This window comes from Rhizobium sp. MHM7A (assembly GCF_005862215.1).
Classification (GTDB): Bacteria; Pseudomonadota; Alphaproteobacteria; order Rhizobiales; family Rhizobiaceae; genus Rhizobium; species Rhizobium bangladeshense.
On sequence record NZ_VCHT01000001.1, the window covers coordinates 229,643 to 254,920 of the forward strand.

At 52.6% G+C, this 25,278-nt stretch carries 39 protein-coding genes; 18 read left to right on the forward strand and 21 right to left on the reverse strand.

The annotated features are described in order from the left end of the window. Positions 1-12: 12 nt before the first annotated feature. Positions 13-1,056, forward strand: coding sequence for a hypothetical protein (locus tag FFR93_RS01360; protein ID WP_138391542.1), 1,044 nt, complete (start codon positions 13-15; stop codon positions 1,054-1,056). Between the two features lie 18 nt (positions 1,057-1,074). Here FFR93_RS01360 and FFR93_RS01365 read toward each other — a convergent pair whose 3' ends face one another. Then, positions 1,075-1,692, reverse strand: coding sequence for a hypothetical protein (locus tag FFR93_RS01365; protein ID WP_138391543.1), 618 nt, complete (start codon positions 1,690-1,692; stop codon positions 1,075-1,077). Positions 1,693-1,828: 136 nt separating this feature from the next. Next, positions 1,829-2,026, reverse strand: coding sequence for a hypothetical protein (locus FFR93_RS01370; protein ID WP_138391544.1), 198 nt, complete (start codon positions 2,024-2,026; stop codon positions 1,829-1,831). A 145-nt stretch (positions 2,027-2,171) separates the two neighbouring features. On the opposite strand from FFR93_RS01370, the gene FFR93_RS01375 reads away from it, so the two are divergent. Then, positions 2,172-2,558 (forward strand): hypothetical protein, encoded by a 387-nt coding sequence (locus tag FFR93_RS01375; protein WP_138391545.1) that lies wholly within the window; start codon positions 2,172-2,174, stop codon positions 2,556-2,558. A 51-nt stretch (positions 2,559-2,609) separates the two neighbouring features. Here FFR93_RS01375 and FFR93_RS01380 read toward each other — a convergent pair whose 3' ends face one another. The 3 genes from FFR93_RS01380 to FFR93_RS01390 form a co-directional block, all read right to left on the reverse strand. Next, positions 2,610-2,819 (reverse strand): cold-shock protein, encoded by a 210-nt coding sequence (locus FFR93_RS01380; RefSeq protein WP_138391546.1) that lies wholly within the window; start codon positions 2,817-2,819, stop codon positions 2,610-2,612. An 88-nt stretch (positions 2,820-2,907) separates the two neighbouring features. Beyond that, a complete protein-coding gene (locus tag FFR93_RS01385; protein WP_138391547.1) occupies positions 2,908-3,495 on the reverse strand; it encodes a hypothetical protein in 588 nt (195 codons plus the stop codon). A 10-nt stretch (positions 3,496-3,505) separates the two neighbouring features. Beyond that, positions 3,506-4,528 carry a hypothetical protein gene (locus FFR93_RS01390; RefSeq protein WP_138391548.1) on the reverse strand — a complete coding sequence of 341 codons (1,023 nt, stop codon included), beginning with the start codon at positions 4,526-4,528 and terminating at the stop codon, positions 3,506-3,508. A 157-nt stretch (positions 4,529-4,685) separates the two neighbouring features. Here FFR93_RS01390 and FFR93_RS01395 point away from each other — a divergent pair, with 157 nt between their 5' ends. Together FFR93_RS01395 and FFR93_RS01400 are read left to right on the forward strand one after the other, a co-directional pair. After that, complete coding sequence (locus FFR93_RS01395) at positions 4,686-4,958, forward strand: hypothetical protein (protein WP_138391549.1); 273 nt, start codon at positions 4,686-4,688, stop codon at positions 4,956-4,958. 14 nt (positions 4,959-4,972) lie between these two features. After that, positions 4,973-5,647, forward strand: a complete 675-nt coding sequence (locus FFR93_RS01400) for a hypothetical protein (RefSeq protein WP_138391550.1) — start codon at positions 4,973-4,975, stop codon at positions 5,645-5,647. Between the two features lie 15 nt (positions 5,648-5,662). Here FFR93_RS01400 and FFR93_RS01405 read toward each other — a convergent pair whose 3' ends face one another. Further along, on the reverse strand, positions 5,663-6,028 hold the full coding sequence (locus FFR93_RS01405) for a hypothetical protein (protein ID WP_138391551.1): 366 nt from the start codon (positions 6,026-6,028) through the stop codon (positions 5,663-5,665). Between the two features lie 67 nt (positions 6,029-6,095). Further along, a complete protein-coding gene (locus tag FFR93_RS01410; RefSeq protein WP_138391552.1) occupies positions 6,096-6,593 on the reverse strand; it encodes a hypothetical protein in 498 nt (165 codons plus the stop codon). 177 nt (positions 6,594-6,770) lie between these two features. Here FFR93_RS01410 and FFR93_RS01415 point away from each other — a divergent pair, with 177 nt between their 5' ends. The 5 genes from FFR93_RS01415 (at position 6,771) to FFR93_RS01435 (ending at position 9,680) form a co-directional block, all read left to right on the forward strand. After that, positions 6,771-7,088 (forward strand): hypothetical protein, encoded by a 318-nt coding sequence (locus tag FFR93_RS01415; RefSeq protein ID WP_138391553.1) that lies wholly within the window; start codon positions 6,771-6,773, stop codon positions 7,086-7,088. Positions 7,089-7,187: 99 nt separating this feature from the next. Further along, the gene (locus FFR93_RS01420; RefSeq protein WP_138391554.1) at positions 7,188-7,589 is read left to right on the forward strand and encodes a hypothetical protein; all 402 of its coding nucleotides are present in this window, start codon (positions 7,188-7,190) and stop codon (positions 7,587-7,589) included. A 297-nt stretch (positions 7,590-7,886) separates the two neighbouring features. After that, a complete protein-coding gene (locus tag FFR93_RS01425; RefSeq protein ID WP_171049016.1) occupies positions 7,887-8,318 on the forward strand; it encodes a hypothetical protein in 432 nt (143 codons plus the stop codon). Positions 8,319-8,894: 576 nt separating this feature from the next. Next, on the forward strand, positions 8,895-9,185 hold the full coding sequence (locus FFR93_RS01430) for a hypothetical protein (RefSeq protein ID WP_138391556.1): 291 nt from the start codon (positions 8,895-8,897) through the stop codon (positions 9,183-9,185). A gap of 78 nt (positions 9,186-9,263) precedes the next feature. Further along, positions 9,264-9,680: a hypothetical protein gene (locus tag FFR93_RS01435; RefSeq protein WP_138391557.1), complete on the forward strand. Its 417-nt coding sequence runs from the start codon at positions 9,264-9,266 to the stop codon at positions 9,678-9,680. A 109-nt stretch (positions 9,681-9,789) separates the two neighbouring features. On the opposite strand, the gene FFR93_RS01440 is transcribed toward FFR93_RS01435, so the two are convergent. After that, positions 9,790-10,221 (reverse strand): RDD family protein, encoded by a 432-nt coding sequence (locus tag FFR93_RS01440; protein ID WP_138391558.1) that lies wholly within the window; start codon positions 10,219-10,221, stop codon positions 9,790-9,792. Positions 10,222-10,427: 206 nt separating this feature from the next. Between FFR93_RS01440 and FFR93_RS01445 the strand changes: the two genes are divergently transcribed. Both FFR93_RS01445 and FFR93_RS40605 read left to right on the forward strand, forming a co-directional pair. After that, positions 10,428-10,910 (forward strand): hypothetical protein, encoded by a 483-nt coding sequence (locus FFR93_RS01445; protein WP_138391559.1) that lies wholly within the window; start codon positions 10,428-10,430, stop codon positions 10,908-10,910. Positions 10,911-11,220: 310 nt separating this feature from the next. Next, positions 11,221-11,388 (forward strand): hypothetical protein, encoded by a 168-nt coding sequence (locus FFR93_RS40605; RefSeq protein ID WP_171049017.1) that lies wholly within the window; start codon positions 11,221-11,223, stop codon positions 11,386-11,388. Positions 11,389-11,415: 27 nt separating this feature from the next. Here the strand turns inward: FFR93_RS40605 and FFR93_RS01450 are convergent, their stop codons facing one another. From FFR93_RS01450 to FFR93_RS40610, 4 genes are all read right to left on the reverse strand, one after another. Further along, positions 11,416-11,619, reverse strand: coding sequence for a hypothetical protein (locus FFR93_RS01450; protein WP_138391560.1), 204 nt, complete (start codon positions 11,617-11,619; stop codon positions 11,416-11,418). 16 nt (positions 11,620-11,635) lie between these two features. After that, positions 11,636-11,920, reverse strand: coding sequence for a hypothetical protein (locus FFR93_RS01455; protein WP_138391561.1), 285 nt, complete (start codon positions 11,918-11,920; stop codon positions 11,636-11,638). Between the two features lie 94 nt (positions 11,921-12,014). Beyond that, complete coding sequence (locus FFR93_RS01460) at positions 12,015-12,827, reverse strand: hypothetical protein (protein WP_138391562.1); 813 nt, start codon at positions 12,825-12,827, stop codon at positions 12,015-12,017. 69 nt (positions 12,828-12,896) lie between these two features. Beyond that, the gene (locus FFR93_RS40610; RefSeq protein ID WP_171049018.1) at positions 12,897-13,106 is read right to left on the reverse strand and encodes a hypothetical protein; all 210 of its coding nucleotides are present in this window, start codon (positions 13,104-13,106) and stop codon (positions 12,897-12,899) included. Positions 13,107-13,328: 222 nt separating this feature from the next. On the opposite strand from FFR93_RS40610, the gene FFR93_RS01465 reads away from it, so the two are divergent. After that, positions 13,329-13,622, forward strand: coding sequence for a hypothetical protein (locus tag FFR93_RS01465; RefSeq protein ID WP_138391563.1), 294 nt, complete (start codon positions 13,329-13,331; stop codon positions 13,620-13,622). Between the two features lie 242 nt (positions 13,623-13,864). Here the strand turns inward: FFR93_RS01465 and FFR93_RS01470 are convergent, their stop codons facing one another. After that, complete coding sequence (locus tag FFR93_RS01470) at positions 13,865-14,194, reverse strand: hypothetical protein (protein WP_138391564.1); 330 nt, start codon at positions 14,192-14,194, stop codon at positions 13,865-13,867. A gap of 128 nt (positions 14,195-14,322) precedes the next feature. On the opposite strand from FFR93_RS01470, the gene FFR93_RS01475 reads away from it, so the two are divergent. Next, positions 14,323-14,778 carry a hypothetical protein gene (locus tag FFR93_RS01475; RefSeq protein ID WP_138391565.1) on the forward strand — a complete coding sequence of 152 codons (456 nt, stop codon included), beginning with the start codon at positions 14,323-14,325 and terminating at the stop codon, positions 14,776-14,778. 78 nt (positions 14,779-14,856) lie between these two features. Here the strand turns inward: FFR93_RS01475 and FFR93_RS01480 are convergent, their stop codons facing one another. From FFR93_RS01480 to FFR93_RS01490, 3 genes are all read right to left on the reverse strand, one after another. Beyond that, entirely contained in the window at positions 14,857-15,285 is a 429-nt protein-coding gene (locus FFR93_RS01480; RefSeq protein WP_138391566.1) for a hypothetical protein, read from the reverse strand. A gap of 498 nt (positions 15,286-15,783) precedes the next feature. Next, complete coding sequence (locus FFR93_RS01485; RefSeq protein WP_138391567.1) at positions 15,784-17,307, reverse strand: hypothetical protein; 1,524 nt, start codon at positions 17,305-17,307, stop codon at positions 15,784-15,786. A gap of 169 nt (positions 17,308-17,476) precedes the next feature. Then, on the reverse strand, positions 17,477-18,748 hold the full coding sequence (locus FFR93_RS01490) for a hypothetical protein (protein WP_138391568.1): 1,272 nt from the start codon (positions 18,746-18,748) through the stop codon (positions 17,477-17,479). A gap of 328 nt (positions 18,749-19,076) precedes the next feature. Here FFR93_RS01490 and FFR93_RS01495 point away from each other — a divergent pair, with 328 nt between their 5' ends. Then, positions 19,077-19,745, forward strand: a complete 669-nt coding sequence (locus FFR93_RS01495) for a ScaI family restriction endonuclease (RefSeq protein WP_138391569.1) — start codon at positions 19,077-19,079, stop codon at positions 19,743-19,745. Positions 19,746-19,769: 24 nt separating this feature from the next. Here the strand turns inward: FFR93_RS01495 and FFR93_RS01500 are convergent, their stop codons facing one another. The 5 genes from FFR93_RS01500 to FFR93_RS01515 all read right to left on the reverse strand — a co-directional run bounded on the left by FFR93_RS01500 (position 19,770) and on the right by FFR93_RS01515 (position 22,226). Continuing rightward, a complete protein-coding gene (locus FFR93_RS01500) occupies positions 19,770-20,207 on the reverse strand; it encodes a hypothetical protein (protein ID WP_138391570.1) in 438 nt (145 codons plus the stop codon). 36 nt (positions 20,208-20,243) lie between these two features. Continuing rightward, positions 20,244-20,456, reverse strand: a complete 213-nt coding sequence (locus tag FFR93_RS40615) for a hypothetical protein (protein WP_171049019.1) — start codon at positions 20,454-20,456, stop codon at positions 20,244-20,246. Positions 20,457-20,590: 134 nt separating this feature from the next. Next, positions 20,591-20,950, reverse strand: a complete 360-nt coding sequence (locus FFR93_RS01505) for a hypothetical protein (protein ID WP_138391571.1) — start codon at positions 20,948-20,950, stop codon at positions 20,591-20,593. Positions 20,951-21,307: 357 nt separating this feature from the next. After that, a complete protein-coding gene (locus tag FFR93_RS01510) occupies positions 21,308-21,634 on the reverse strand; it encodes a hypothetical protein (protein ID WP_138391572.1) in 327 nt (108 codons plus the stop codon). An 85-nt stretch (positions 21,635-21,719) separates the two neighbouring features. Continuing rightward, on the reverse strand, positions 21,720-22,226 hold the full coding sequence (locus tag FFR93_RS01515; protein WP_138391573.1) for a hypothetical protein: 507 nt from the start codon (positions 22,224-22,226) through the stop codon (positions 21,720-21,722). Positions 22,227-22,421: 195 nt separating this feature from the next. Here FFR93_RS01515 and FFR93_RS01520 point away from each other — a divergent pair, with 195 nt between their 5' ends. From FFR93_RS01520 to FFR93_RS01535, 4 genes are all read left to right on the forward strand, one after another. Continuing rightward, positions 22,422-22,775, forward strand: a complete 354-nt coding sequence (locus tag FFR93_RS01520; protein WP_138391574.1) for a hypothetical protein — start codon at positions 22,422-22,424, stop codon at positions 22,773-22,775. Positions 22,776-22,920: 145 nt separating this feature from the next. Then, positions 22,921-23,229 carry a hypothetical protein gene (locus tag FFR93_RS01525; protein WP_138391575.1) on the forward strand — a complete coding sequence of 103 codons (309 nt, stop codon included), beginning with the start codon at positions 22,921-22,923 and terminating at the stop codon, positions 23,227-23,229. A gap of 168 nt (positions 23,230-23,397) precedes the next feature. After that, a complete protein-coding gene (locus FFR93_RS01530) occupies positions 23,398-23,823 on the forward strand; it encodes a hypothetical protein (protein ID WP_138391576.1) in 426 nt (141 codons plus the stop codon). Positions 23,824-23,945: 122 nt separating this feature from the next. Beyond that, complete coding sequence (locus tag FFR93_RS01535; RefSeq protein WP_138391577.1) at positions 23,946-25,271, forward strand: HipA domain-containing protein; 1,326 nt, start codon at positions 23,946-23,948, stop codon at positions 25,269-25,271. Positions 25,272-25,278 lie beyond the last annotated feature (7 nt).

Here is a 25,278-nt window from a genome sequence, read left to right on the forward strand (position 1 = left end):
TGGAGTTGAGTAATGGCCAGAGAAACAGAGATCAGGGTTTTCGACCGGCGGGCTGAGCGGATGCTCGTTACCAACCGGGACTGCTGGTTTGGCGTTCGGTACCATTGGGCTACCGTTCCGGATATGCAGCGGATGGAGGTCTTTCGACATAGAGGCCCAAAACTGACATCTTTTCCCGGCAAGCCAATCGATTTCGGTTCAAAGCGATATCCGCAACCGAAGTTGCTAAAGCCATTCGCTGACAATCACTATAATGACTTCGACGAACTCCTGGTCGATATGCTGGCTCATGGCTACTTCATCACGGATTATCGCCGTCTGAAGGGGGTTCTTTCTCATTATAAAGATGTCTTGCCGTTCATCGAACGGGGATATGTCGTTGAGGAATATAGCGGACAGATCATTCTCGTTAAACGTGATCCAGGTGTGTTTCACGGCGATATATGGGTCGTTGATGCGGTACTGGTGCGAAGGCTCAAGAATCGTAAATTGCTTAGGAGTGACCTCACGATAAAGCATGGTTGCAGTGACCGTATAGTGTGTGTGCAGGGCGCGGCCAGGCTCGATACCCTTTCCGAACGTCAGAGATTTTTGCTCGACGCCGATCAAACGTCGATTACGAAGCGCGTTGAGGAGGCTGCGGTCAAGAAGAAAGAGGAAGAAGAGAGGGGTCACTTGGTCGCTGAAGAGGTGGTCGCGCAGAAAGTCGAAGGTCGCGCCTCTTGCTCGTATGAGGACATTTTTGAGAGGTTCGATGAACCTGGTGGGAGGTCGGGGCGCTACGACATACCCAGGCCTTTACCCGGCAGGATCGAAGCTCCGGCGTTCAAGAAACCCCCAAGGTCTCAGCCGATAAGCGCGGATACCATTCTGGCTTATGATCACAATGGGATTCCTATAACGTCGAAAGAAGTCACGGCCGAGGGTCGAAAGACGCCGCCCAAGGGACTCCCTGTAGATTTGATGCAGGACGCGCCTGATGATTGCTCGGACGAGCAGTGGGAGAGGCTCATGCTAATCGAGCAGGTGAAGTTTCGGCGGCTTCACGGTTTGTAAAGGCACGAGCGATGCACCTCAGCCAAGGACCATTGCCGGTTCGCTGATCAGGTTCTTTGCAACGAGGAAGTTTCTGAAGTCTTCGATGTCCTGGACGATGCCGATCTTATCGTTGTCGAGATAATCAGTGTGGACGGCAAAAATAGCGCCGAGTTCCTCCAGTCCCCTTTCCCAGTTGAAGCGTGCTCCACGTTTCCACCAGGTGTCGGCCAGCTTTTCGTCAGTCGAGACAGGAAGCGATTGGTCGACCGGCCCTTCGAGAGATGCTCGGTCGGGGTAAAGAGGGTATTCGAGAGAAAGCTCGAAAGCGTCGGCGACGATCAAAATGGGCTGGGTCTCGCCATTGTCTCTTTCCGCCACGGTGTCTTCTGCGTACCAGGCTGCAGTGGATAACTGGCCCCAGAATGATCCTTCAGGGCCGAAGTCGGGATCATCATAGTCGATGCGCTTCTTGAAGTAGGCGTCGCCCAGTTCGGTCGGGCACAAGCCATCTTCCTGAATGTTCTTCAACCATTTCGTGGATGTGCCATGGAACACGACCGACTTTTCGATCCCATGCTCCTCGATCATCTCTTTGATCGCGTCGAGGAGTGTCCTCCATTCGGCGTTAACCGGCTTGCTCTGCGTCTGGGTCATTTCGGAAATTTGTGACAAAGGGGGCATGGCGCATCAAAACAAATTGGTGCCTCAAGCATCTCCTACGGCTTTGCATACGACGGCCTCGCGGCAGTCGGAATGGGTCGATAAGGCTTGTTATCGCGCCTTGTCGAGATCACCCATCGAGAAGGCGCACGATCTCTCCTATCGCGTAGATTGTAGCAATTCGGCGTCCTGCCGAGGCGTGTGCCATCGCATCGTCGAGTTGCGCTGCAAGCTCCGTTTCGAGAGGTGTCAGCTCGCCTCCACCAAGTTTCCTGCCAATGCGTGTGTTCTGCCAGACGAAATCGATTGCTTTGGTCAATGTGCTCACGAAAGTCTCCTTTCCCTTTCTCCTTTAAGGGACCGGAAACAGGGATTTTGGCTATTGCAATCGGCGCAAGGCTTGGAATGCGCTGTATCGCTCTTTAAATTGGAGGATAGCGCTCATTCCTGAGCAGAACGAATTCAGGTCGCCTATGGTCCGTGCCGAACTCATCAAGTTCCTGTCGAAGTCGGCTGTGCAGCGTGCTGTTGCCAGAGATTTCCCGTGCGAACTCTATGGCGAGACTCTCAAGACTGCTTTTCGGTTGGGCCTGCTTGCTACGGCGGAGAGGGAAACCCCGAAGGGAGCGATCATTGTCGCCCTGCCGAACGAACGAAGCGAGCTATGGTTGAAAGTGCGGGCGCGTTTCTTGGAAGTGCGTCGCCACCGAAATCTTTCCGTCGACTGGCTGAATGTCGGGCAAAAGGCTGTATCGGTGGGCGGGCGACGTTACAAACCCGTTTGGTGTGAGGGTGAAAGTCCCACGGTCCTGAAGGCGGTGGCGACTGAGACATGCGACCGTCTCGAAATCGCTTCTTAGGACAACGAAAAGGGCCCAAACGGGCCCAAATCGATTTCTTCCAGTCGGAAATCAGAGAGCGCGGAGTTGATCCGCAGACGACTTGCCTGTGCGCCTGTCCTGGGCAATCTCATAGCTCACTTTCTGTCCATCACTCAGGCTTTTGAGTCCAGCGCGCTCGACGGCCGAGATGTGGACGAATACGTCCGCGCCGCCATTGTCAGGCTGGATGAAGCCGAAGCCTTTAGTGGAATTGAACCATTTCACAGTGCCAGTAGCCAAGTGTATCTCCTTATTGCTTGGGTGCGGGACCATGCTTGAAACTGCCTCAAATTGCAACAGCATAGTGGGTAAATGAATTCCTTCACTCTTACGGGGACGGAGAAAATCCGGATTCTGGTTCGCAAATGATGAACCTTGCCGAAGCAAAGTCATGTCCCCTGACCAGGATGTTGCGTTTGCCATTTGAGAGCGTGCCGCCGTGCTTCTTGAACTGCAGTCCCGGATGGCTCGTCTCGACGATATTGAGCTTGATGGCTGCGGTCTCGAAATCTTCAAAAATCGTTAGTCTGGCAACCTGCAGGATTGTGCCCTTCGGCAGCGTTGCCTTTGCAACCGTGCGCAGGCCTTCCTCGGCTGTTAGCTGCTTCTGAAGAGCTTTGATGCGTCGGGCATCCTTGCCCTGGGGTTCCCTGCTGGTTGGAGACGTAATCCATTGCTTTGTCGCGGTGTCCCAAGTCTTGGAAGGCTTCTCGACGACGATGCTGCGACTGTGGAGGGCCTGTATTTCGGCAATGGCTCGATCTCCGCGCGCCCGAGCTGCTTTGTGTACCGGGTCATCATTGCAGCCAAGGGCGTCCCACATCCTCTCCTTGGTGTAGTGATTGGTGAACGAGATCGTCCAGTCCTCCAGGAGTTCGATGTGGTCGTTTTCTGCGAATGGAATTTCGGATGTCATTACGGGGCCTTCATTTAGCGGGCTGGCTAACGGTCGGTTCATTCAAAGGTGCCTTGGCGAAATCAGTGGCCGTGAGGCCGATTTCATAATCCCTGCTCCGCTTCAAGCCCTTGAGAAGAACGGGATCGTCAAAAACTTTTACGAACGTGTCGGAAAGTGCCTGCGTTTGTTCGTCGTGGTCCTTCGGGAGGTCCTTGTTGATGAGTGTGGCGTCAGGCCAAAACAGGACGTTGCGAAACTCGTCCGCGATCTTTTTGTTTTCCAGCTGATACGCATGCATTAGTTCCATAGTGGTGATCTGATCGGGCCGGAGCTTGGTCGGTTGAACGAACGTCTTGATTAGGAAGGTGGGGCCGTTGATTAGTGCGGCATTCGGTCTGATCGGTATCTCGCCAAAGTTATCCCACTTGGAGCCGAACGCGCAGTCCATGGCTTCGTTTGGGATGAAGTCTCCATACAGCATTCCGATTTTCCCGCTGGCCGGGATGCCCATATGTCCGTTGTTCCGCTGTTGTGCGATTGGCAAAAGCGGAATGAGATGGATCATCCATTCAATCATGCTTTCCGTGACGACTTTCAAAGCTTCCTTTTCAGTAGGTACTCGTTCCATCAGTCGTTGAACCGCATGTTCGCTGATCGAGAAGGGTAACAACATGAAGATGTATTCCAGTTTCCTGGCGGTGGCTGCCAGGCGCAAGGACGTCAACTGGTAGCACCTGGTGGCTTGATCGTGTGTCAGTGATAGGTAGATCGTTTCGCGCTTCTCTCCCTTTGGATGTACGCGCGTTGCAGGAACAGCTTTCCTGATGGCAGCAAATGATTGGTAGTCGGCAGTCATTTGGGCATTCATGCCATCAAACAGATCGATTATGTCTTTTGTAGTCAGTCTGGCGTCGTTGGTGAATTTTTTGCCTGCAAGGTGCAAAAGCTGTCCTATTGCGGCTGGGACGGAATTCGACAGTTGCCGGACCGCTGCCTGGTCTGCGGCTATCTTCTGGATTCCATCGATGCCGAGGCTTCCGAAGCGTGACATGGCGATCATTCCCCAACCATAAGACGTCCCACTCATCTAGCTGGTTATGGACGGTATTCAAGCTCGGTCAGTCCGCTTGCAAATTTATCTTTTCCACGCGAGTGGTGAAATGCGTTGCATCGCGGCAGTGTCGATGCAGAGACAAAAGGAGTGAGACATGTCCGATACGTTTGTAGCTGATAACGGTAAAGAATTTGAGGTCAGTGAGCACGGCCAGATCGTCGGGACCATTTCGGTCGATATCAATGATCTGATCGGTTTGAACCTTGAAGGAGCATTGGACATGTTCGCTGAAAAGCTGGTAGGGAGCGAATTGCTCACCGACATCGCCTATACGCCAAAGGGCGTGGAGGATGGTGAAATCATCATCGAGATCAAGGGTAACATCGAGATGATCCTCGACAACCGTAACGACGGCCCTTCCATCTAAAGCTGGTGCTTCACATGACGCTGAAATCTGTCCTGGATGATATTCGCAAATATGGCCGTGCAAAGCTTAAGGAGCACGGTCTGGAGGTTCGTCCGGCTCGCAACGATGATCCCGGGCTTTATGACGATGAGATCGTGTTCCGAACACAGGCGGGGCGCACACTTGCAGTGAAGGTGCAGGTTTCAAGTTATGGAAGCGGCTGGGGCGCTGCTGCGATAAATCACTACGTTTTCAAAGAGGTTCCCGTTGGTAGACTGGGTTTCAAGCATGGGACACTTGAAGGTGCCTTCGAACCGATATTCTTGACGAATGACGCAAAAGCATCGGTTGATCGGATCATGCGCGAGATCGAAAAGTCCGGGTTCACGCTTGAGCCGGTCGATGACTTAGAAGAAAGGATTGTTACGGACTTCCGACTACCAGCAATAATTACAGGCCTTGAGCGAGTTGAGGAACTTCTGACTGGAGTGTCTGAATTTCGTTTCGCGAAAGACAGCGATATCGTCAATCGCGTGAGCCTCTATTGCGACGGTGAAGAATTCATCCGTGCAGAGCTAACTGGTGAGCACAAAGTCACGGTTACAAACGTGCTGCGGGGAGAGGACAAAACCGTCGCGGGAGATGCTTGGATCAGGGATGCGATCAGGGACCTGGCGCTCGCGTCGTATTCAGCGAGCCCGGGAATCTGATCGGGTGGGTGCTGCTCAGGTAAACGTCGCCATGTATGTGAATGCGGCGACGATGAGTGCCAAGTTTGCTAGCGCCGAGTAACCGAGGTACGCAAGAAAGCTCCTGCGCGACGGTAAAGCCAGGTTCAGGAGCATCGCAAAAACGATCAAGTGGACAAGGTTCTGAAGGATGCCACCCAGCTCGTCAGGCGTATAGTCCAGATGTCCCATCATTAAGGTGCCAAAAAGTCCTGGGATGGCGTAGGCGTAGAGGATTGCCTGGATCGCGAATGATAAGCTCCTATGCCAGGCCTTCAGCGGCAGCCGGTCGTTCAACACATTAGCTGCCTTCAGGAATAGTTTGTTTTTGAAGCTCGTGGCTTGGTTCTGGATCGCGGACATACGGTAACTCGCAGTGGGTGCTTGTTATCGTTGCATGAGGGGCGTCGTTGTCAACGCCTCCTCTGATCTATAGAGCCGGTGCCGGGGCATCGGCAAAAAGTTCCGGCCGGACCTCTCTGAGGTATTCCGCAACGGCCGATTTTGAAACGTCGCAACGATTATATTTTGCGCTTCCCCAGCATATCGAGAAGATGTCTTCTTCCTCGGTTTCTGAGGTCTTGGTCAGGCCCTCGATGAAGTCTTCGCGCAGCGGGAAAGCTTCATGTCCGGTAACTGCCCCGATAAACTGGAGGACTTCGTATGGCTTTCCATCGAAAGACGTGCGGTCCTCGATCCTCATCTCAATAGTTTTTGAGGTCACCCTGGTAGGATATAGATCGTACTTTGGTTTCCGGCCCGCGCCCTGGTCGATATGCCGTTCTTCGAGGTTTGTGAAAGTGGCTGCTATGTCGCGCCTAGTTTCGTCAAGTTTTGCTTCGCGTGCACGGTATGCGTCTATGCGCTCCCGCTCCTCCGGTGTGGCGTTATTATAGTGTTCTTCAGCTAGTTTCTTGAAATCTACCATCGTCATCGTTCTCGGAAATCTAAATGTTGAGACCGTAGCGATAAAGGGCGCTTAGGACAAGGAGTTCTCGTTTCGGAGAGTCGTGGTCTGTTTTGGTAGTTCGATTTGCGGCATTGAGCTTGCAGCCAATTTGATGCGGATTCACCATGGAAGTCTCGAAACTTTGGAAAAATTGAAATGAGTTATGAATCTTCCGCGCACATCATCTACGGCGTCGATCTCGGTGAAGAAGGTTTTGATTATTATGAATTCGAGGAACGCCTCGGAGATGTTGGTGGAGATGACATCGGCGAGTTGATGTCGTACTTCATCGGTGAGGGAGGTATTCTCTTCCTGAAGGGTACGGAAATTGCGGCCGACTATGGCTCTCTCGTCACTGAGTTGCCGGGTGTATTCAAGCTGGATCAGGCGAAGGCTGACGCGTTCAAGGCGCTTTGTGTCAAGCTGGAAATCGAAGAAGAACCAAGGTGGCTTCTGACCTTTAAGGGTTGCTAATTGATTTTTGGAGCGTGGTCAGGCGGCTGCGCTCCAGTCAAGACTTGTCTCTCGCTTTGCAGTCGTTAACCGTAAGGTCGATAGATTGGAGCAGCAGTCATGGACGAGAACAAAGAACCAACCTGGTACGAAATCCCGGAAGGAGCGCTCGTCGTTCCTGAAAGTGGCGGACGACACTGGCTGCACCTGAAGACGGCTGAGCAGCTGGCAAGGGCGATGTGGGAATGTAAATCATTCGATATCCGTCGTCTCTATCAAGCGGGTGGCATATCTGAGGGAAACCCGGAGCAGCCTGAAGGTTTGGTGGCACTTCGCAATGGTCAGGGCCAATTGCTTTTGATGGGCTCGTATATCACTGATGGCCTGCAATGGCCGACATCACCTGCTGGTGATAGTTCGATTGCCTTGCGCGAGGAATATGCGAAGGAGATCGCTAATCTTCAGGAAAAGGCAGTCGAGCTGCTGCCGATCAAGGACAGAACTGTCGCCTTGCAGTTTTGACCGTTCCCCCAATTGAAGTGCTTTTAAGCTTAGCGGCTATGGCATGTGAGGGAGAGACCGACGACCAACGTGCTCGGTCTCTCCAGTGTGACGGATGTGCCGGTGGAGGTATCACATCTCAGTTGCCCGCATGGGTTAACCGAGAGGCCGCGCCAGCATGTCGGTGTCAATATCTTAGGCTCATTGGCAGCTGCTCAGTGCTATTTGCAAGGAATTCTCTATCTTCTGGCTGTCGAATCCTTGACGACTTCGTTAAATTGTGGTTTTCAGCAAGGAATTCTTTTTGGAGTCCTGTCAATGGCGGAAAGCCCGTGGATTATGTTTGGGGTTATTACCCCGTTCCTCTTGATTGCTGTAGCGGCAGGTCATCCGGATGTGAACAAGCGGATCGAGGAGCGTAGGCAGGAAGAGAAAATAGCCGCTGATAAGCTGATTTCCGATCAGGTCAAACTCTGCCTTGACCAAAAAGGTCCTTGGAAGTGTTACGAAGCATTGATGGAGTTGGATGAAGAGTACCCAGTGGAGAACGGGCAGACTCGTCTCGCGCGGTTTGTGTCATTGACTACGGCTCAGGAAGTTCTGGAATTGTGCGACCTCCCTCGGCGGGTTGATTGTGCGAACAAGATGTTCGGTGGTGGATACAAATCGGCAGAAATTCAGCAGGCCCTGAAAGTTGTCGGAGAGTTGCCTGGTGTAGACGCAAAATCAGGCGTCACCGAGGGCGGCTAGATTCATTCGACTGGTGGCCCCTGGAATGGTCCCCAATAGCGTTTTGACATCAAGGAATGCCAGCGTACATCGCCGTGGAAAATTCCTTGGGTCATGTTGTAGTCGGGAGAGTACCATTCCCAGCCGCCTGGGAGTGCGGCCCAATACCATCCGCGCGGCATGGACGGCATTTCTTCGGCAGTCACCCATCGAGGGGCTGTAGGATCGACGTCTGACTTTGTTAAAGCTCCGAGTTTTACAGGTCGCACAGCAACCGCACCCCCTGCCCCGCCGTTCTCATGTATCGATGCTGCGATTTGCCGGGCGTCTGAAAAGAAGAAGACCTCATTGTCTTTGGTCCTGATGCAGACCGGGGTGTTTCCCAGAGCCGCCCAGTCCGCATGCTCAATAGGCGTCCATCCTGCTGAGGAGGTTCTGGAATTCGTCTCATTCGCCTGCATCGTGAAGAGCCTTGGTAGATTTCAGTTGGTTGATGTTGACTGACGTAGGAACACCTAGCAAGCTGATTAAGATAACGCCGCCCACGCCTCTTGCAGACGCGAACCGGGGAGGTTTTTTATGCTTCGAGGTGGATGAATGGCACGAGAAATTCTCGCTAAGATATCGATCAATACCAGGGACTTCGACATCATCGATCAGCGGACCGATGAGTTGTTTTTGCCGGTAGTCGCCTACTGTAATCATGACGGGAACCACACGCTGGTGATGAAGCAGAAAGTGTTCCGGGAGAACGTCGTGCCGATGTTTGGTATGGGCTACACGCTCAAAGCCGCTCCGATCCTCCGAGTTCCTGATCAATCCGATCTCGATGTCATCATCGTTAAAGGGAAAATCACCTTGGAACGGCGCGTTGATGGTGGTGAGTAAAATCGCGTCGAATGGAATATCTAATTTCGTCCTGGCTTGCAGTGCCAGGCTCGTGACCCGGTCATCTGGAGTGCGGACGTGAGTAAGGTCGAGGCCACAAAATCGATTAGTGCTATCAGCCTCCTGAAGGATGAACATCTTGCTGTCGCCCGGCAGAACCTGCACATCGGGCAGTGCTTTGAGGCTCTTCGTCGATTTGAGAAGCGGGTCAGCAGTGCACCAGGGGTGGACATCTTGTCCTGCTGGGTTTGGACGACCAAGTTGAAAGGGATTGTGGCCTCCGGTCAGATCGTCATCCGGTTCCGTGGTAAGACAGGAGCCTATGAAATCGGCCGCTGGGCCGTTAGGCAGCACGGTCGGGCAGACGTGTCACTTGGGTCAGTCGTACTCGTCGACGAGCCGTCAGACGTCGTTGATCGTGCGCTCAACGTTGCATGGGTCGAAGGTACTGTTACGCAGGCAATTCGATCTGCCCGCCAGATTGCGCCGCTTTGATTAGGTAAGCCTGCAAGACGTAGGTCGTATTGAGTTTGTTCGCCTTAAGCAAGGAGCCAACAAGGCGGTGTGAGCTACGCTACGGTTGGGCATAGCTCACACCTTCGAGTTATTTCTTGATGACAACGGTCTTTGCGACAATGTCATGGAGCGTCTGGCGGCGCTCGGTCCAGAGCGGGAAAAGGTAGCCAATGCCCAATGTGGCATTAGAAAATATTTTTGCAAAGTGTCGTCCAGTCGCGCGGCCGAAGGTCAGGCGCTGGAAGTCTTCGTCTTGAACCTGGATGCCAAGTGCGAGCTTGCCTGGTGTCGCCATAAGCTCGGAGCTTTCAAAGAGAGCGTAGAACATCCATCCCACGACCAGTCCTAGGAAGAAACCGACGACATCAGAAGCTCCGGGGCCGAACAAGAAGTAGCTGAATATGCCAAATACGAAGCTGACGACGATGGTAATCAAGACTAGAACGATGGTGTCAATTAGCGATGCTCCCACTCGACGTAGGAAGGACGCGTATTCGATCTGTTTGCTGTTGTAGTTCATGAAGTTACTCCCTCTGATAGAAACATTCTAGGGAGGGAAATTTTTGGGCCGCAAAGGAATTTTGAATAGAAGGAGGGGCGATTGATGGAAGTTATCGTCGGCGGCGGGTCGCACACTCGCGCTAAGTCCTGGACTTTCCTACACCTCTTGACGCGCCTGCGATATTCATCAACATAATTTCGCACAGACAGTGAAGGAATTCCTTGATGCATAACGTCCAGAAAATCGTGATGATGCGATACGGTTATCGTGATGAAAACGCTCGTGCGGAAACCTGGAACCCATATGATGATGCTCAGTTGGTATCGGTGGATGCGGAAGTATTGAAAGCTCGCCTGGGCGATTGGAACCGGGCAATCGTTGATCGTCGTGTCAAGGAGTTGAAGAAAGCGAACGTCGAAGCTGAGAAGTCAATTGCGAGTACCATTGCGCGGGAATCTGCTGTCGGAAAGCTCACACCCGAGGACAAAACCGTTCTTCGTATCAGGGACGAGAATTTTGGCGCTCAACGAGATCGGTATCGCAAGGAAATCGAACAGAATGAGGCGCTGCTTCAGAAGCTGACATCATCGTCGTTAAATGAGATCATGTCACAAGGTCTCGTCAGCTATTGGTGGGTTTTCGAGCCAGCTGATATCCAAACATTCGAAGATTTCGAAGCGAGCTTATCGGACGACGACGATGAATAACCGGCCGAAAAAGACCGGTTAGCACCTCTTTCGATGTCGGCCATATATTGCCGGTGTTCCTCACCTCTGCCGCGACTGATGATCGATCAGGAAAGCCGACAGAAATTGGTCCACCCCTTTAGGTGGGCATGGTGGCGGCGTCCGCCTTGCTTCGGCTCCGGCTGAGTATCGAGTGGAAGAAATCGCAGCCCCAGGAATTGATTTTATGTACGGTGTCAGACAAGTTCACTTGCCGACGAAGAGTTGATGTTCCACATAGGTAAGATCATTGCTTCAGAGGGCGTGTTGTGGGCAAACCTTGGAATGAGAAATGCCGTCCCTGCAAGATCGGCACATCCCTAAACTCCTGCAGGTTCATGGCGGCGACATGATCGCCGTCGGTAAATACGTGCGCGTCAAATACGATGAAGGCGGCCGGTGGGAGAAAGTCCTGGTCACCGAGGTCCATGACGATGGGTATTTCAGGGCCAGTAAATGATTGCGCTGCTTCAGGAGCCGTAGCCGGTTAGTCGAACATGCTCTTTTGTTTGGCACTGATCATCAGTGTCGAGCTTGCCAGGCGTTTCATAAACTCCTGCTCAGTGATCTTTTCTTCGTAGAAGGAAAACTCAAAATTTGAGCGGTCCCAACCGTCCGGGTCGAGAACGACATAGGTGTGTTCCGCGTCCGCCTGCCACTGTTCGGAGGTTTTGAGTATTTGCTCTGTCATGATTGCTCCTTCGCCGTCAGGGCTGCGTACGACGACCGACTATGATCCCGATGATCCAGACAGCCATCACGAGTGTGAAGATTGCGATGCCGATGATGGCCAGGGAGATCACCGTATCGACTTTGTCCAGGTTCTTGACGAGCGCGACCGTGAAACCGATCAGGCCAACAAGACCAATAGTGTGTGCGAGGAATGCGAACGCCGTCCGCTTGCCTGTCCGATGATCCTTTCCGAAATGCGCAGCAAGCATAATCAGTGCTGGCAGGTCGATCAAGAATTGGATGAGACCGATAATACCCATAAAGAATTCCTATGAAGTTGTTAGGAAATCGTTGGGCTAATCGCTTCAATCGTCAAGGCCCAGTCGCAACTTGAAGCGATTTCCTAGGTGTCGATCACATCGCGATGGAAAGGCTGGTTGCAGGTCTGTATTGGTCGTTCATTTCGTCGAGCGGATGGATGAGGCGTACTCGACCTCCAAGCGTCGACTTATCGTATAGCTGCGATCTATCAAAAGCGACTTCGAAAATCGTGCCGTCGTTGAACCTAACCCAGTGATGTTCTCCCTCGATCCCCATGGCGGCTGGTGCTTGTCCTGTTTCTGCTTCGCACGAGAGGCCGAAGGAAGTGAGAATTCGTGCGAATGTTTCAGCAAGGCGGCTTGCATCTGAGCTTAAGTGACCGTGGATTGGCTCCCACAGCATCTGCGCCGCGACATGTGCTGCTCGAAACTGCTTCTCGTCGGGTGGAGAAGCTTGTCGGTAGACTTCAAGGTTCTGGACAAGTGCGTCGCGCATTGGTTTCGGACATGGAAACTCGTCGTGTGAGGCTGGATCGTCCAGATATGCCTGGAGGAGTTTGTCCTTTTGCCGACTGATAACGGCTTCCTTGACGATGGGTAGGTCGTATGGACTCTCAACACCGTCCGGAGCCTCGGAGTCGTAATAACGTCCCTGAGCGTAAACGAACTCGTGATAGCCGAGTAGCCCTACCCCCTTCGGCCTGCCATCCATGGGACCGCGCTTGATTAGCCATTCGCTGTCGAGAATTTCATTTTCGATCCCGGCTTTTTTCAAGGCATCAGAAACTGAACGCGAAAGTTCGTAGCACCAGCCGGTGTTGATGTGCCATGGAGAAAACGCTCCAAACTGGAAGCTTCCGTTGATGATTTTCGCAGTTTCGCTTCGAATGAGAGCGGGGATGTCCATATGATTGTTCTCGATTACGATGCGGTGACCATCGCAAATTGAGGTGCAACCTACCACCGGGTTAGGCGCTTAAGCAGCTTCGAGTGAGGCGAGCTTTGCTTTTAATGCCTCGTTCTCTTCGAGCAGCCTGTCGAACTGCTGCAGGCGATCCAGCACCATTTGTGCGGCAGCAGTTTCGCAGACGCGCATGTCTGAATTGGGATACACTGCCCCTGCCCTCTGAATGACGGCCGAGAAGGTAAGCAACGCGTCCGATAGCCGGTTGAGGAAGGTTCGCATTTGATGGCCAAGCTTCGGCTGCCACTGCGGCAGATGCCGTTTCGAAAGTGATGGAAGTGAGCTTGGCCTGCATAGCCGTTCTCCTGGATGTAGGGGTTCATGAAATGAGTTGGCTTAAAACCCATACGTATGGAATTCGCTCGACTATTCAATCCTTCAATGTTCCTGCGCATGAATTTATCGGGAGGAACTCCTTGCGTTGCGGGGGAATGGTGGACAGACTTGATCCAGGGCCTGAGAAGGATCGAGTTACTTTTGATGTTTACGCTTAAACGAAAATTGCGCCTGCCTTTGTTCTGGGTGAACCTCCTGATTGACGTGGCGACTGCCAGTATCTTCATCGTGCTCGCGAGCTTTGCGGATGAGCTGAAGATTATCGGCTACGAGGGGAGCGCCGCGCTTTTGATCCTGGCTGCGGTGGCTGTAGTGGTCGTTGCTTTCATCACCGTCCTTGGCGTGATTCAGCGGCCTTTCGGGCTTTCATTGAGTGATTATTTCCGCAAAAAGGACTGGTAGGTAACGAGGCTAGATGCTCATCGGCCGGTTGGTTGTTCCCTCGACCTGGAAAGCCTATCCTGCCCATACGACGAGTAAAGCCTTGCCCGGTTCGGGTGACAAGGCTCAGACTCTGGCATTCGTGTCAGGTGGTCGTTGTCAAAGATGGCCAAGCGGTCCGAATAAGCGGAGTAAACCGCACAGCATGTGCCAGTTTCGGGAATGCCGCCCCTCACACATCTGTGAGGGAGCGGCTCCACCGCTTAGCGGCAAGCCTGCTTCCACAGGTCGATGGCAAAGCTCATGTAGCCTGGAGCAATTTCGGTCGCGAGACCTCCTTGGTCGGCTTCCACGCTGATGCCCAGTTTGACACCATCCCCGCGATCCAGGTTCTCGATCAGGTAGATCGGTTTGCCCACGCTCACGCAGTAAACCTTGGCGTTTTTCCAAAGCTTGCCATCGTGTTTGTATTCGACGACGTAGCCGCTTTGTCCGGCCGTCGACCATGCCTTCTTCTTGGTGACAGTGACGTCTGCCGCTGTAGCCAGCGTCGGCATCAGCAAGGCTGTAAGGATCGTGACCTGTAATTTCATGTGATGGCTCTCCCCCGCGTCAATCATATAAGGTCATTTAGCTTGTAAGGGGGTAGCCTTCAAGTTGCTGGTCTTGTGGCAAGCGCGTGGTGATGGAAGTCTGAGATGACGGTGTGGAGGCCTAAGACGTGGACATAGCGGAAGTCATCGCGGCGGCGGAATTCGATGAGTACGACGCGGACATGGGCACGGCTGGCCTATGTGGGACCTTTGCGCTTGCTCTGAAGGAGGTTTTCCCGCAGGTGGACCTGGCGTTGATTTGCTTAAAAGGCGCGGATGGCAAAGTGCAAATGGGGGCGAGTGACGGTATTCCGGTGTGGAAGCACGTTGTCGCCCTGCATGATGGTGTGCTCCTGGATGTCGACGGTTCCGTTAAACTGGAGCATGTGATCGAGAATTACTGTTGGGATAACACGGTCGGTTCGGGCGGAGACCTGTATCCCGTGTCGGCTGCGCGCCTGCGAGAGATCGTGTTCTCGGATAACAAATCGTTCGATGACCGGTGGTTTGCCAAATGGTCGGATGACCTTCGAAGGGCGCGTGACACGGTGCTGGAGCGTGGAAGTGCAGGCTTGGCGATGTAGCAATTGAGCGTGTGATGCCACCGCCAGTTGGCGCTCCTGATTGTTCGGGGCCAACAGGCGGTCGTCGCGACTGCTAGTCTATCCGAGATTTGCTTTCTTGCGCTGTTGCTCTTCCTCGAATTGGCGTTGCTGTTCGCGCTGCTGCTGCCTGCGCTCAATGTTGGCTCTGGCTTCGCTTAAAGTTGGGTCGTTGATGTCGATCTCGACTTTTTCACCTGTGATGGCGTTATAGACCTCGTAGGTCGTGTTGATGCCATTTCGCGAGAACTCGAAATATTCATCGAAATCCCAGGCAACTCCGTCCAGGTACAGTTCGGCGACGAAGTTAAGGTCCTCGGATAGGAAGAGCGTCTTTCGATGTGTCGTCAACGCCACGCCTGCGGTTACCTCAAGATACTTCTTGGAACTCAGGCCTTCACCGGTCTCTCCACTAAGCTCGGCCTGAGCAAGAATGGAGAGCGGGTAAACGTTGTCATTATAAATCTTACGAATTCCGTACAGGGTCATTTTCGAGGCCAATTTTAGTTTCGACTGTTACAAACATAGTGGTGGAACTTTAGTTTGCAATTTTTTGTCAGAAGGTGTCGGTCGCTTGATGCCAATCGGACTTTGTATGCTCGCAGACCGATCTTGGCCCTTATAGGTTCGTTGAGATCGGCTGTGACTCTCCGTCGGCAGGGCTAGCGGTTACCCGGTTAGAATGGCGCTCTCCAAGGATAAGCATCGCGTTAAGATATTCGGCAACGGCGTCCGCATGCCATTCAGCTAGCGTCCTGTCTCCTTGTTCGCCGGTGTACATTCCGGGACGAAGTAGGGCTGGGAGAATTTGTTTCCGTTCGAAATTTGTCAAAGGTTTGCCTTTTGTCGGTGATCCGAGTTGTCGAATTTCCTCAGCCCAAGCATACAGGATTGGCAGCCTTAGAGCCAGGACTTTGACCAGTGTGGAGGCTGCCTCCCAAAATGATGGAGGTAGATGTGGCTGAGCTGATACGTCGATAATGTGAATTATCGACGGATTGTTTTACCACCAGAACTGTCGGTCCTGAACCTCTTGCCGTTCAATCTAATAATAGGCACGAATGTTAGACCCGGTCTCGATTCTTCGTTGTTCTCGATGAACATGCCGAGTGCATCTGATAGGCGAGTTGCAAACGCATCATCCAGTTTGAGTAGGTTGATGTGCAGCTTCACCTCTGTGTGGATTGGTACGCTTCGATACCATTCCTCCGCCATGTGCTCCAGGTCCATGTGTATAGCAGCTATTATCGCACACGAATGGGCGCTGGTGTCTGTCGTCGTCAGACGTAAGTCGCTCACTGTGACAGTATGAGATGCATCATGGCTGTCGGGGTTTGCCGTGTGGGTAACTTTGTAGGAGCCGAGGATGGTCGGTTTGTCCTCACCTGGGGTCGCGAGGATTACAGCGCCTCCGTGTTGGTCTTTAGTGTTGAGGCTCGCAAACTCGGATGTAGGTACAAGGTCTGAAATGGTTGGATCGGAAATGAGGCGTTTGAACAGACCTCCGGCATCACTCGCATATGAGGGTAGAAAGTAATACCACTCGGGAAAGGCCTCGCGCTCGTCGTCTGTGACAGGGCAGAACCCGTCAATCTGGCAATCATCATATTCTGCAAGTGAATAGAATTTGTGCCAGGGGCCGTCCATATATATTCGCTCGTCGAAAAAATCGATGTAGCGGAAACGTCCATCCCTTGGGGACCATGGTGTGAGCTTCGTTAAACCTCCAAGAGCATCGTTTTCAGTTTCATCAAAGCGCCCGTGCAGGTGCCCGTTCCGCGCGATCAGGCTTGCTCCATTTTGCATGAAAACGTGAGCTATAATTGCAATGTCGGTTTCGGACAGGGCTTCAATATTTTGCCATACTACGTCGAAATCGCCTGAATCGAGAGCGTCGCATAAACTGGGAATTTCGACGTTTTTGACAGTCACACGGATTGAGCTGAGAGCGATGGCGATCCATGCCGGGTGATCTACATTTTTGATCAGGTCATCCAGGAAAAACAGGTACGAGACAATTTGATCACGATAGTGGTAGTAGCTCCAACGCTCCGCATAACCTTTTTCATCCTGTATGGCCGTCTGGATCAGTCTGATGAGCTTCTTCATCGTTTGAGACGCGGCCACGCATTTTAGCATTCCCTTATGGCGGGGCCACGAGATGTGCTTGTATCCGCTGTTGTAAAGCCAGGAGAAGGGTTCAAACTCGTCGTCGCCGGTGGGACTTGCGAGTTCTAGTATCTCCTCGGAAATAAACTCAAATCCGAACGTTTCCAGGGCTTCCGTATACTGCGCGCCCCTTGCTTCGCGTTCATTGCTCGGGACGCGGTCGTCCGGCAAGCTGACGACGCCTGAGGTGCCTTGCTCTTCCTGTGTAGTCCTCAGCATTGCCGTTGTGAGCTTTGTAAGTTCGTCAGGACTTAGGGAGCGGCCATCAACAATCTTAATTGCATCAACGAGGCGCGCTCTGAAAATCTGATATCTCTCATTGCTCAGATATACCTGGGGCATGGCGCGTCCGTAAAAACTGCAATTCCGAGGAAACAGAGCAGGGAGTTCATGTCTTGTCAATCAACAGCAGCCGCTGCGGCAACGGGCAAGATGGAGTCAGTCTCGTGGTGACGATAGTGCTGCTTATCGGCGGTTCTGCCTCTCTCACTTGATCGGTCATCTGGTCCATTTACCCTACTTTGGGTTGGATCACGTCATTTGGCTTCTGCTGGTTCAAGCCTAAACGTTCATAGCGCGCGACGAGTCTGTCGAACAAACGCTTGTTCGACGGAAAGTCGCCAACAGAAATAGGGAAATCGTTGGAGGAAAGCAGGTGGTCGTTGACTCGTTGGACAAGCTCCGAAACGCTAGACACTCCAATCGCTGCTAACTCTTCATCTGAAGCTGGGTGTTCTCGCTTCGGATATGTCGGAATAGCTTTCGGTGTGTTGTTTTGATCGCGAGCACTGGTGGCTGATGCGATACGGGAATTAAGTGCCTGTCTGACCGAGAGGCTTTCGCGAACGGGATTAATCGGTGATAGGTTTGCCTGCTCGTCGGTGAGTTGTACTTCTTCAGGTTGAGAGTTGACTTCGCCAAGTAGTCGCTCTGCGTTCTTTCTCGTGGCTGAAAAGCGGGAGAACGAAGCGAAATCAAGAGAGAAGTGGTCCCTAAGGATTGCTCCAATTCGTGCAGTCGATAGTCCGTTGCGTTCGTAAGCGCGGCTAATTCCCACAATTGCTTCGCAGGTCATACCAACTTCGCTTTCAAACCTTTGTTTCTCCTCCAGGATCGGGGCGAGACGACGGCGTTCTCGGGTTTGGTTGTTAGTCTCTTCGAATCCAACGACTAGATCGTCTACATATTTTAAATCGACCTTCCAATTGCGCTCGATTTTGAAATTGGCCCCGGCAAGATGGATGACATCCTCGACTGCGCCGATGCAAGTTCCTAGCACTGCGGAGGCAAACTTATTCCTCCATGTGTCGCCTTTGCGGTCGATGTCGTAAAAGGCATCTTTGAAGCCTCGAACGAACAAAAGCTCATTCGGTGGTCTTTCAAAATCTCTCCGTTCGAATGCATCTTCTCTAATGTCTTCATCGGTTCGGAACCAGCGGACCGACAGGTTGCCAGGCTTGGTGATCTCGACGTCGATAACGATTTTGGGTTGGCGCAAGGCCTTCACCTCTCCATCCCAGGTGAGTTTCTCCGTTAGCAGCGCGTCGATATTCCAATTCGCTGGGTTGTTGAGTTCATTGAGGGCAAACGGCATGGAAGACCAGGCACGCTGCAACTCCATGAGTAGTCGATGACTGAAGATTGGTTTGCGCTCATCGTTGAAGCTGGCGGGGAGATTCGCGGCGATGTTGGCGCTGAGATTGCACATTCGCTCCACTGTCTCGAAGGAGGGGCGGCCATAGTCGCGGCATCGCAGTACATAGCTGTCGGGAGATAGGGTCATCTGGCTCGTCTGTGTCTATTCAATCGTCAGAGTGTGTTTGACTGGAGAGCTTAGCGCAAACTTGCCGGGTCGCCGATAATCTACATTATCGCTGCCCTTGCGTCTGACCTGCTCAACTGGGGCCTGTTCCAACGACTACAGCCTGCCTTCTCGACAAAATCGTCGGCTTTGATTTCGGTGTCTGAAATTTTTTGACGACAAGGAGTTCTGACGTTCCGACATTTGTCAACTGGTTGGTTGGACTGGCCGTCTCAGCCGCTTTGTTTTCAGTTTGGCCGATGAATTCCTTGTGCGAGCATTTCACTATCGCATGATGGTGTAACAATGAATGGCTGCCGCTGCTAGCGACGAGGTGTTTGAACACGAAGCGGCTAATGCTAGTGCTGAGCAGTCGCTTCCCTCCCCATATCATGGCTTCGATTTTGAGTTGTGGCCCGCTGTAACAAAGACCCTCGTTGATGCATTTCCCTTGACCTGCTCACAGCTTTTCGATGTGGCGGTCGAGGCATGGAAGGACGCGATCTCTACCCGTATTGGAAGGCGCGAACTAAGGATCGGCCTTGATATTGAAATGCCCGCGCAGGCTATGGGGTCGATGTTTGAGAAGCTCATCGCTGTGTCGTTGACGGCTATGCCGGTTCCATTTAGGGGTGGGCTATCTCAGGCGACTGAAAAAGACATTGTCTGTGAAGATGATCCATACTTCTCGTTTGAGATCAAAACCTCGACACACAAGCATGGCATTTACGGCAACCGGAGCCAGGGTAAGTCCAGCCCAAGGCGGAAGAAATTCAGAGCAGGGTATCATCTGGTAGCCAATTTCAAGTCACCAAGTCTAGCATGTCCATCCGGACAATTTGGCTTAAGATTTGGCTGGCTGGACGGCGCTGATTGGAAATCGCAGAAAGCTGAGAGTGGGCAGTCAGCCCATGTTCCTGCCCACATCTTGAAGGTCAAGCTTGTGGAGTTGGGTCGTTGGCCAATGGCCACAGCTTGAGCAAATTGGTGACGGATGCGCCCTCTAAGCTCGGCTCTCGTTGTCAAACTGCTGGATGGTGGCTTCTACTAGGGCCGACTGGGCAGATGTGAGTTTTTGCAGCTCGAAATCTGCAGTCGATTTTGAAATCGCCAGTTCTACTGTTCCGGGATATGTTGCTGAGAATCGGGTCAGATATCCTTGCGCGGATCGAAGCTGGTGTTCCCAGTTTTCGATGTCTCCCAGAGCGGATGGTCTAAGGTTATTTGCGACGCGTACCCATGGACCGATCTCCGCCCACGAAACCTCGTTCGCCTCAAAGTCGTCGATAGCTAGGTCAAACAGTCTTGCCACAGAGCCTAAGCCTTTCCGGGTCTGTAAGTCTTGTAAGCTCAGGCTTTGCCAGCCACGATGAACGAGTTTTGCAACGAAAACTTCAACGAAGCGCTCGGTTGGCAAGATGGCTGTGGGTTCAAACTTCATGCGATATGGGCATCCCTGGTTAAAAGATATCGTCCATTAGGCGGTTGATTTGTCATCCCGATTCCCATGATGTGACTTCACCGTGGTTGCCCTGATGCGCAGCAGATTGTTTAGGACGACCAGATACTCGTCTGCATTTGTGTCCATGCTGGAGCTGGATCGTTGATCGGCGAGTGTTCCGGTGATGTGGACTAGGCCTTCTTCGCGTGCGTGATTTAGTCTCTCGTCCAGTTCTGGTCTGATTGACATTCTATGATCCTCTTTAATTCAGCATGGTACTTAGCGCATCCGACGGCCGCAACACGTGAGGTTCCCCACCCCAAAAAGCGTAGGAGGCTGATAACTCCGGTTATCAAGCCTCTTCGGCGACACTCTTCGCCGCATCATGGGAGCATGCCCTCGTTTGGCCAATCTGCGGGATCGTGGATGAGCGAGCGAGACAGACGATGCCCCGTGCTTTGGCGGGCTTGCTCTACGAGGTCAGGATTTTCTGCTTTCATCCTGCGATAAATCGCGAGTTCGTCCGCTCCGAAATTCCCTGCCACGTGCACAGTGTTCGGCAGGTAGTCGCCGCAAGAAAGCTCGAAGAGGTGGTATGCCTGAGCAGGGTGATGCTCACGATAATGCGCGATCTTGCCACGCATCCAGTTCTCGATCTCGCCGCGCTTTGGCCAGCGGGGATATTCAGGGGGAGGCAATTTGTTACCGGCGAGCAACCACCCAAACGCGGCCGAGATTTTCATTCTGAGTCCTCGTTCAGCTTGCCTTCCGCAAGGTAAGTCATGTCTTGATCGGTTTCCATGTTGGAGTGCGGAGGCGTCTCTGACAGATCGATCCGGTGAAGACAGTTAGAACGTTGTGGTCTTTCTATTGATCATTTAAGTGGCCCTCGTTTTCTAAAGCATCGCCTGAGGCTTCAAAACTTTCAAGAGAAATCCTCGTGATCAGAGTGGTGGTGCTGATCGGCATCGCGATTTCGAAAAGAGTGTGTTGGCCTGACGGGCATTAGTTTTGAGCATGAGCGTCCATGCCTGCATAGGCCGCCCACAACATCTGACGATTTGCAGCCGAAAATGAAAACTACCGCCTTTCCAAAGTGTTCATGGCCAGTCGTGGTTTAGCCAATCTTCGGCAAGCTTTTTATCGACGCCTGCGACCTCTGAAACGAAAGTGATAGCCTCTGCCTGGTCCCATACCGGACAGGGTTTGCCGTTGTGTTCAGCCGTTTTGACAAAGTGACCGTAAGCCTTTTTGTCTTGCTCAATGAAGGAAGTAATTTCGATATCGGCCCTCATATCGTGACCGTCGTCGATGCATTGCTGCAGATTGGTTCTCAAATCGACGATCTCAATCAGCTGGGCGTAGCGCCACCCGGCTAGTTCGAGTTTGTCTTTGAGTTCTGGATTATTGCCCCACTTACGTCGCATCAGGATTTCCAAGATTTGCCCAATATCAGGTTCAGGCAAACGTGGAATGGACGCAAGCGGTTTGGTAAAGCGCGAAACAAATTCGCTACATGGCTATCGACCTAAGGCTGGTGCCAAGCCCGTTCTCAATAACTGCAGCATGGTCATAAAGGTCATCTCGCACATTTGGCAGAAGTCTTGCTGCGGCTGCGTGAGCGGCGAAGCCTGCTTCTGAAAATCCCTTCTCCTGGCTTCTGGGAAGCTTACCGGCGAAGGCGATGGCACAGATGATCATCTTAGAAGACAAACCTTTGCCTCGATGCTCAACGTCAATCCATGAGCCTCCGTCTAGATAAAAGCCGACAACATTGCCAGCGATACGAAGTCCTACACAAACCGGATCGTAACCAATCAAGCCTTCTATGGAATAGCCTTCTTCCTGATCGATCCAAATAGGAGCTGTGAAATCATCCCACTCGAAGACGCGGGTGAAATACTCAGACCGCCCATCGATAGAGAAGAAAGGTGAAACAGGAGGGGCTGCGCCAACAAGAGCCTTTAGATTTGCGTTCTGCAAGTGCTTCGGAATACGAAAGCCGGACGACAATTGCACGCTTTACCTCGCTTCAAGAGAGTCAATGATTTCATAGCATTAAGCGTTGCAAGGGAGCATTGGTCGCTACTTTACTAGCGGCTGAAGGTTCGGCAAAAGCCGCATTCGCCCTGAAGAGCGGCCCTCATCGGTAGGTTTGTCCGTTGCGAGAGGTTTCCCTAAACTTGCCGAGTTGAAAGACCAGGGAATTGGCAGATGGCAAAATTCATTGACCCGGGCGAGAAGACTGATCTTGGCGCGTACGGATATTCCGCTGAAATGTATGTCATCTCGGCACACGCCGTTACCGAGGAGTGGCTTGTCGAAAATAATGCTCCGAGAATGCAGGCTCAGGCTCTTTTGGATTCGGAGGCGTGGCACATCCGCTTCGCCGAGCGCGAAGACAATACCGGGTTGGTTGACGATATCTACCTGCACAAGGATGATGCCGTGCACTTCGCCGTAGGAGACAAGGTCACCTACCACTACAAGCGAGACGTCATTCCTGGTTTCGGGAAACTGGCATATATCGAACGTGAGCCAAAGACGCCTGCACTGAGTATGGGGTAATGTGGAGGTCGGCTCCAGCACATTGGGACGATAAATAAGCTACATTAATCAGCTCTTCACCTCCGAAACGTCAGCATTCAAAGGTTGTCCGTCGCGCCAGGGACTGGCAATGTAATGCTACTTAGTGCCAGCGCGGGAGGCTACTGTGAAAATCATCGGGGCAAATATCAGAGATATCGACTGGCAAATCCTGCAGATGGGTTTGACCACGAGCTTTGGGAGCCCTCAGGGCGTGACCTACCAGTATCCGGGAAGCTTGGTAGGTACTGATGAACGGGTCACGTTGCGGCTATCACTCGAAAACGAGTTGATCATCAAGGCCGTCGGTGTAGTTGAAACGCCTACTGGCATTCCGTTTCAGCCAACCATATCCGAAGAGGCTATTGAGGCCATCGAGGACGTGCTGGAGTTCGCCGCGACAAAGGGACGTCCCTCGCAAAACATGAAGCTTTGAGCTGGATTGACCTGGATCGCCAAAGAAGGTGGCTTCCTATACTGATGGTTCCTCCATGCGCCCTAAGATCGCCGCTTTCCCCTCGCCTCCACTACCTTGATAGGATTGGTCGCTTGCCGCGATGTATCGTTCTATCTGGCGTGAGAAGATCGTGGATTGGTGACATTCATGGACGTCAGAGACGCGTACGAGTTATTCCTGGCAGGCGACGTGGTGGAAGACCCTTTCACGACAGCACCTGACCTCGAATACGTGATGTATGACGAAGAGGCCGATTACATCTGGCGCATGGTTGTCTTGCCTGTAGATGCCGTCGGCGCTGATCTCAGTCTCGACGCGACGCCTGGGTGCTCTCAGGAGGATGAAGACGAGCGTTTTGAGCGTATCCGCCAATGGATGAGCGAGAAAGGTGTTGTTGCTTCGCTCTCGGAATGCCCGCCAATCGCCAGGTTGACTGACAAATTCGGTCTCGATCTTATCGATGGAAGACATCGCTTGGCTCTGGCGCACCAATATGGGTTGACAGAGGTGAGGCTGATGCTCGGGGCAGCACCTGGCTGGGTCCCGAAAAGCGATCCGGCCCCGACTATTTGAGTTGACTAGGCGAGATGTTTTCTCGTGCTTTCGCTGTTTGAAGCGAAGAATAGTCTAGTGAGCCATTCTGAGGGTTGCTTGCGCCTATATTAAAGTGTAAATGAACCACTAAAGGGTGCGCGATGGACTTAGAATTCGAAATCTTCCACAACGGAACATGGAACCTGGCGGGAAGGATCAAGATTCAGAACCCTGCCTTGGGGTTCCTGGGGGCGAGCACCCTCTCCTATGATCTTGATTACTGGCTGCACAATGCGGCAATTGAGACGCGGGATGACAAGGTAATTAGAGACCTTCGTGCTGCATCGATTGTTGATCCGGTTGACCTTGAAAACCATCATAGAAAAACCTGGCCACCGTTCATGCTCGACCTTCTGCCAAGCGGAAGAGCGCGTGTTCGCCTTGGAGAAACGCTGAGGATCGATCCAAATGCTCGTAGTTCTGACATCCCTCTCCTTCTTCGTGCTGGGGGCAGCCCCGTCGGCAACGTCCGGATAAGGGACGCGGCCGCGCAGGAGCGTGCCCGGTTGGCGGATGTGGAGCGACTAGGTGTTACGCGTGAGGAAATGTTCCTACGTTCGGATCGCTTCATTGAGATCGTCGACTATTTTGCGATCATCGCTTCCGGTTCGAGCGGCCTTCAGGGAGAGTGGCCAAAGGTCGCCATGACTCAAGCCACAGATGGCCTCTACTACCCCGACCCGCTTGTCGGTGACGATGAGGCGATTGACCATGTCATCGTCAAATTGCTGAGAAGTAATAATCCGCGCGATGAGATGATCCTTCGTTCCGAGGCAATCTATTCGAAGTTGGCAGAGCATCTCGGTTTGAATGTTTTCAAGACCTCGGATTACGGCAACGGTGTTCTGGTCATTCCCAGATTTGACCGCAGGCTGCAGAACGGCCGCGTTATTCGCTTGGGCCAGGAGAGCTTCGTATCGGCCTTAAATGTCGCAGAGTTTGGTTATCTAGGTCGGCATGAGGCGTATATCGAACTCATTAAGGGAGCATCGTCTGCGCCGTTTGAAGACGTCGTGGAATATGTGAAGCGTGAAGTCACGAACCAGGCGCTTGGGAATAGCGATAACCATGGTCGTAACACTGCTTTCAGCAAGACAGAAGACCTCGACATTCGGCTTTCGCCCTTGTTCGATTTTGCCCCGATGCGGCTTGCTCCTGAGAGCATTCCTAGGTCGACGCGCTGGCACAGCATGCTCGACAAGCACAGTGATCATGCGCCGGAATGGCGGGTGATCAGTGAGGTGATATTTCCGGACGATGCTGCGCTAGCTGCTCGGTTACTCGAAGAGTTGGAGACATTTGCCGAACAGCTGCAGGAGGTCCCTCTCATCGCCAAAGCGCTTGGAGTCGATGATGAAGTGCTAAAGATCGCCATGGGTAGGTGTGACGAGATCGTTCGTGGTCTCGAAACGCCGAAAGGGTTGTAAGATGCCA